This window comes from Microvirga sp. Mcv34, from assembly GCF_024519725.1.
Classification (GTDB): Bacteria; Pseudomonadota; Alphaproteobacteria; order Rhizobiales; family Beijerinckiaceae; genus Microvirga.
Window position 1 is genome coordinate 136,901 of record NZ_JALJRK010000007.1, and the last position, 6,437, is coordinate 143,337.

Consider the following 6,437-nt stretch of genomic DNA (forward strand, 5'->3'; position numbering starts at 1 on the left):
CGGCCCGCGCCAGTTCCTCACCGTGCGCGAAAAGGAGCGGCTCGGTCCTGTCTGGATCAACCAGGATCAGCAGAAGTTTCCGACGGCGCCGTCCTACCTGAACGTGCTCAGCTCCCGGCCGATCGAGGAGATCACGAGCGATCAGCTGCGACAGCGCCAGAAGATCGGCCTGGAGGCGATCATCAATGCCGGCGATTTCACGCTCGCGCGCGGCGGCGCGGATCAGCCGTTCCGGGATGCCCTGTTCCGGCTCAAGTCCGAGGAGGGCCTCTATCTGGCGGACGAGCGCGGCGTGACCTTCCTGACGCCCGAGATCTTCCGCGCCGCCATCGCGCTGCCGGCGACAGCCCCGCCGGGTAATTACGACGTCGACGTGACGCTCTTCGCCGACACGGTGATCCTGGCCCGCACGCAGACCCATTTCGAGCTGGTCAAGACCGGCTTCGAGGAGCAGATCGGCGTCATCGCCCGCGACTGGTCCCTGGCTTACGGCCTGACCACGGCCGCCATCGCGCTCTTCTTCGGCTGGCTCGCCAGCACGATCTTCCGGCGGGATTAGGCGAGACCTGGAAGGGCAGCGGAGAGTTCCGGCGGTCAATCCCGGCAGAGCATCGCCCGGGCGATCGCGAAGATGCGCTCCGTTCCGATGAGATGCGCGGTGAAGCCCTGCGGGAACAGCGGCTTGAAGGCGGCGTCGCAAGCGTTCAAACCGCCCGCATAGGCGCCGAGCGCGGGCATGACGCAGCGCCTGCCGTCCGTGAGGAAGCAGCGCCGCCGCGTGGCGCGGCCGCGCATCACCACCTTGCCGACCGGGTGCAGATGGCCGGCGATTTCCGCCTGCTCGCCCGTGGCCGGCTCGTGGCGCAGGGTGAGGGACCCGAGCGCCATCTCCTCGACCACCTGTCCGCCGATGCTGTCGGGCAGGATGCGGTCGTGATTGCCCGTGACCCAGATCCACTCGCGCCCCTTCTGCACCTCGGCCAGGGTGGCGCGCTCCTCCTCGCCGAGGCGGTCCGGCCCGCCGATGTCGTGGAAGCTGTCGCCGAGCGCGACGACGATCTTCGGATCGAAGCGGAACACCGCATCCGAGAGCGCGATCAGCGTCTCGCGGGTGTCGTAGGGCGGCAGCATCATGCCCCGACGGGCGAAGGACGAGCCCTTCTCGAAATGGAGGTCGGCCACGAGCAGGGCGTCGTGAGCGGGCAGCACCATCGCGCCCGTCAGGTCGAGGAGCGCCAGCTGCCCGGCGAGATCGATCTCGTGTGTTGTCTGTTTGTTCTTGCGCAATGCCGTCACGCCAAAGCCTCGTCGAGAAGCGCCGCTTCCGCCTCGGCCAGAATTTCGTCCGCATTGTCGCTATAGACGCGCTCGCGGCCGATCTCCAGCATGACGGACACGCTCAAAGGAGAAACCCGGTCGAGCGGCTTGTGGATGATTCGCCCCCGGATGCGCTCTAACATCATGCCGAGGCGCCGCACGTCGAGGAGTCCCGTTGCCGCATCCGCCCGCGCGGCGCGCAGGAGCACGTGGTCGGGCTCGTGCTTGCGCAGCACGTCGTAGACGAGATCGGTCGAGATGGTGACCTGCCGGCCAGTCTTCTTCTCTCCCGGAAAGCGTCGCTCGATGAGACCCGCGATCACGGCGCATTGGCGGAAGGTGCGCTTCATGAGGGACGATTCGGCGAGCCAGTCCTCCAGGTCGTCGCCGAGCATGTCCTCGGAGAAGAGGTCGTCCAGGAAGCCCGGATCGCGCCCGGCGCGGGCCGCGATGTCGCCCGAGGCATAGACCGCGATGCCGTAATCGTTGGCCACGAAGCCGAGCGGCTTGAGCTTCGCCCGTTCCAGGCGGCGGGTCAGCAGCATGCCGAGCGTCTGGTGCGCGAGCCGTCCCTCGAAAGGGAAGCAGGTCATGTAGAAGCGGTTGCCGCGCGGAAAGGTCTCCACCAGGAGGTCGCGCGGCCCGGGCACGATGGAGCGGCGGCGCTGCTGCAGCAGCCATTCGGTCATCTGCGGCGGCAGGCGGTCCCATTCGAACGGATCGGCCAGGATCGCCCGCACCCGCGCGGCGAGAAAGGTCGAGAGCGGGAACTTGCCGCCCTCGTAGGACGGAATCATCGGATCGGTGCCCGAACCCGCACGCGTCACCAGCGCCTCGTCCTCGGAGATACCCTCGAAGCGCAGCACCTCGCCGGCGAACAGGAACGTGTCGCCCGGCGTGAGCGTCTCGGCGAAGTACTCCTCGATTTCGCCGAGGATTCGTCCGCGCGGCAGGACGGTGCCCGGACGCGAGCGCGCGCTCTTGCCGAGCCGCACCTTGATCATGCTGGACTCGACGATGGTGCCGACATTCAGCCGGTATTGCTGCGCCACCTTCGCGTCGCGCACGCGCCAGAGATCGTCCTTGCCCTTCACGATCTTGGCGAAGCGTTCATAGGCACGCAGCGCGTATCCTCCCGTCGCCACGAAGGCCACGCAGGCCTCGAAATCCTCCCAGGTCAGGCCGGCATAGGGCGCGGCGGAGCGCACTTCCTCGTAGAGGTCATCGAGCTTGAACGGCCCGGCGCAGGCCATGCCGAGGATGTGCTGGCAGAGCACGTCGAGCGCGCCGGTGCGCGCATCCGGCGTATCCTGCGCCGCCTCGTGCACCGCATCTAGCGCCGCGCGGCATTCGAGGATCTCGAAGCGGTTGGCGGGCACCAGATAGGCTTCCGACGGCTCGTCCATGCGGTGGTTCGAGCGGCCGATGCGCTGCATGATGCGCGAGGCCCCTTTCGGTGCGCCCACATTCACCACGAGGTCCACGTCACCCCAGTCGATGCCGAGATCGAGCGTCGCCGTGCACACCACCGCCTTCAGTTTTCCCGCCGCCATCGCCTCCTCGACGCGCCGGCGCTGCGACACGTCGAGCGAGCCGTGATGGAGCGCGATGGCGAGGTTGTCGTCGTTGAGCTTCCAGAGTTCCTGGAACGTGTATTCCGCCTGCAGGCGCGTGTTGACGAAGACGAGCGTGGTCTTGTGCGCGCGGATCAGGTCGTAGATCGCCGGCATCGACAGCGAGGCCGTGTGGCCCGCGAGCGGCAGGCGCTCGTCGAGTTCGAGCATGCGGATGTCGGGCTGCGCGCCGCCCTGGACGACGACGAGATCGGCCATGGGTGCTTCCCCTCCCCCTTGCGGGGAGGGGCCAGGGGTGGGGGTGGTGAGACTGGGTGCGCGAGTGAGCCGATTAGATGCTGGAGCGACTTTGGTGTTTCCTGGATCGAGCACAGCATCCTGACTTTCAGACCCCCACCCTTCATCCCTCCCCGCAAGGGGGAGGGAATCCGCGTCACGCTGCGCCACCAGATAGCGCCTCAGGTCATCCGGTTCGCGCACCGTCGCCGAGAGCCCGACGGCCGTCGCCTCGGGGGCGATGGCCATGAGCCTTGCCAAGCCCAGCGAGAGCAGGTCGCCGCGCTTCGAGGTGACCAGCGAATGCAGCTCGTCCAGCACCACGCGGCGCAGGTCCTTGAAGAAGTCCCGCGCCTCCGCATGGGCGAGCAGCAGCGCCAGCTGCTCCGGCGTGGTCAGAAGGATGTCCGGCGGGCGCTCGATCTGCCGGGCCCGCTTGTGGGAGGGCGTGTCGCCGGTGCGGGTCTCGATGCGGATGGGCAGCCCCATCTCCTGCACGGGCGTTTCGAGATTGCGGGCGATGTCGGTGGCCAGCGCCTTCAGGGGGGAGATGTAGAGGGTATGGAGCCCCCGCCGGTCCTTGGCCGTGCCCCGCCCCGGGCCTTTCTCCGCCAGCTCCACGAGGCTCGGCAGGAAACCGGCGAGCGTCTTTCCCGCCCCCGTGGGCGCCACGAGGAGGACGGACCGCCCCTCCCGGGCCTTGGCGAGCAGGTCGAGCTGGTGCTCGCGCGGCGCCCAGCCTCGGATCTTGAACCAGTCACGGAAGATTTTCGGGAGAAGGGACGCTTGCGACATGGCTCCTGAACATAAGGTGCGCCCGGCTTTTCGCCAGAGACGCCCCTACGGCATGAAACAGAATTTCGTTCATCAGGATGTGAACGCCGACCAATGACCGCTTGCCAACCCGCATCGGATCATTTCAGCTCGGCTCGACGCCAACAACGAGAATGAAAAGGTCAATGCCATGTCGGACGACTTCCAGTTTCAGAATGCCGTCGCCGTCGTCACGGGGGGAACGCAGGGGCTCGGCGAGGCCATCGCCCGCACCTTCGCCGAGCGTGGGGCCAAAGGCCTCGTGATCTGCGGCCGCAACGCGGAGCGCGGGCACGCGATCGCGCGGGAGATTTCGGGGCAAGGGTGCCACACGGAATTCGTGCAGGCCGATCTCGAGAGCGTCGACGAGGCGCGCCAGGTCACCGCGCGGGCGGACAGCGTGTTCGGGCGCGTCGACGCGCTGGTGAACGCGGCCGGCATCACCGACCGCGGCACGATCTTCGACACCAGCCCGGAGCTGTTCGACCGCATGTTCGCGGTCAATGTGCGCGCGCCCTTCTTCCTGATGCAGGAAGCCGCCAAGATCATGCGGCGCGAAAAGATCGAAGGCGCCATGGTCAACATCCTGTCCATGTCGGCCCATGGGGGCCAGCCCTTCATCACCGCCTATAGCGGCTCGAAGGGCGCCCTCGCCACACTCACCAAGAACGCCGCCTTCAGCCTCATGCCCTGGCGCATCCGCGTGAACGCCCTGAACATCGGCTGGATGAACACGCCGGGCGAGGACCGGATCATTCGGCTCTATCACGGCGCCCAGGACGGATGGCTGGAGAAGGCCATGAAGGAGCAGCCCTTCGGCCGCCTTCTCGAGCCGAAGGAAGTGGCCCGCGCCGTGGCGTTCCTGTGCAGTTCGGAATCCGGCATGATGACCGGCTCGGTGATCGATTTCGACCAGTCGGTGATGGGCTGCTACGAGAGCGCGCCGCATCCCTCCACGCCGGCGCAGTAGCCTCTTTCACCAACACACCATTATTCCGAGAGGCCGGCTCGAACACCTCTCACCTCATCCTGAGGAGCCGCTGAAAGCGGTGTCTCGAAGGAGGATTCAGTGCACTCTGGAGCCTCCTTCGAGACGCAGACGACGTCTGCTCCTCAGGATGAGGGCAGAGTGTTGAAATGGGCGATCGTCAGCGCTGCAGCACCACCAGGAATCCGGGCACCGGCACGCCGCGGTCCTCCCGGGTCGACACGCGCTCGAAGAATGCGAGCGCGAAACCCTCCCGGTCCGCGAGCCTGCGCAGATAGGATTCGCCGTGGGCGTACCGGGCGTCTTCGCCGAGGATGTAGCCGTCGCCCTCGTGCGCCTGGACGGTGAAGGCGAAGAGGCCCGCAGGCTTCAGCACGCGATGGGCTTCCCGGAAGACCGCATCGAGCGCCGCCATGTAGACGAACACGTCGGCCGCCACGACGAGGTCGGCTTCGCCCGTCTGCCGTCCGCTCAGGAACGCAACGAGCTCGCCTTCGTGCAGGGCATCGTAGAGCTTTGTCCTTTCAGCTTTCTCCAGCATCCGCGGCGAGAGATCGACACCCTCGATCCCGGTGCAGATACCGGCGAGTTCCTGCGCCATCAGCCCGGTGCCGCAGCCGAGATCGAGCGTGAGCCCGAACCGGAAATCGCGGCCCTGCCTAGAGAATGCCCGGCGCAGGGCATCGGCGATCAGCGCAGGGCCGCGATAGGCGAGGTTCCGGGTCAGGTGCCGATCGAATTTCGGCGCATAATCGTCGAAGAGAGCCCGCACGTAGCCGTCGGTGATCGCCTCGTCGGGCGTCAGCGCCCCGAGCCTGGCAAGGTCGAGCCGCACGCCCAGCGCATCCTCGGGTTCGAGAGAGAGAGCCCGCCGAAGCGCATCCACCGCGTCCTTCCGCTCGCCGAGTTCGGCGAGCGAACGCCCCAGCATCGCATGGGCGGCCGCGAAACCCGGCGCTAGTTCGAGCACCTGCCGGGCGAGATCGGCCGCGGCCGCGAAGTCGCGCTCGTCGAAGGCCCCACGCGCATATTCGTAGCGGCGGTCGGCCAGGAAATCGCCGGAGGATCGGACGGTCGATGGTGAGGACATGGCCTCTGGATGCGGGAGAGCGGAAAGGCTGTCAATGGCGCTCCAGCGACAGTGCGAATGCCGGAGGCGCAGGGCCGGATCGCAGCAAGGTCAAGCCGATGGGACGACGGGAACGGCACGCCCCCTTATGGCCGGGATTGTCACGCTCCCACGTCATGGCCGTCCCCGGACTTGATCCGGGGATCAGACCCGGCCATCCATGTCTTTGCAGCGATGGAAGACGTGGGTGGCCGCAGCGGGGAAAGCCATGACGGCGCGGGATGAGCGGCGCAGCGTTATGTTCTTACTTTGTTCTTGACACCGGGATCAACCTTAGCTATATCATTGCACAGCCTGATCCGACGAGGGGCGCGCTTCGCGAGGCGTCGCAAGTTGTGGG

Annotated in this window: 5 protein-coding genes; 2 read left to right on the forward strand and 3 right to left on the reverse strand. The window is 67.0% G+C overall.

Features of this window, described 5'->3' with window-relative positions; genetic code table 11:
- Positions 1-559 (forward strand): TIGR02186 family protein (locus OC446_RS06755; RefSeq protein WP_262028282.1); only part of this gene is annotated, 559 nt, incomplete at its 5' end.
- 35 nt (positions 560-594) lie between these two features.
- Here the strand turns inward: OC446_RS06755 and pdeM are convergent.
- Together pdeM and OC446_RS06765 are read right to left on the reverse strand one after the other, a co-directional pair.
- Positions 595-1,296, reverse strand: coding sequence for a ligase-associated DNA damage response endonuclease PdeM (pdeM, locus tag OC446_RS06760; protein ID WP_262028283.1), 702 nt, complete (start codon positions 1,294-1,296; stop codon positions 595-597).
- A complete protein-coding gene (locus OC446_RS06765) occupies positions 1,293-3,962 on the reverse strand; it encodes a ligase-associated DNA damage response DEXH box helicase (protein WP_262028284.1) in 2,670 nt (889 codons plus the stop codon). The genes pdeM and OC446_RS06765 overlap by 4 nt, the downstream gene beginning before the upstream one ends.
- A 169-nt stretch (positions 3,963-4,131) precedes the next feature.
- Between OC446_RS06765 and OC446_RS06770 the strand changes: the two genes are divergently transcribed.
- Positions 4,132-4,950 (forward strand): SDR family oxidoreductase, encoded by an 819-nt coding sequence (locus OC446_RS06770; protein ID WP_262028285.1) that lies wholly within the window; start codon positions 4,132-4,134, stop codon positions 4,948-4,950.
- Positions 4,951-5,128: 178 nt separating this feature from the next.
- Here OC446_RS06770 and OC446_RS06775 read toward each other — a convergent pair whose 3' ends face one another.
- Entirely contained in the window at positions 5,129-6,058 is a 930-nt protein-coding gene (locus OC446_RS06775) for a class I SAM-dependent DNA methyltransferase (RefSeq protein WP_262028286.1), read from the reverse strand.
- Positions 6,059-6,437: the final 379 nt, after the last annotated feature.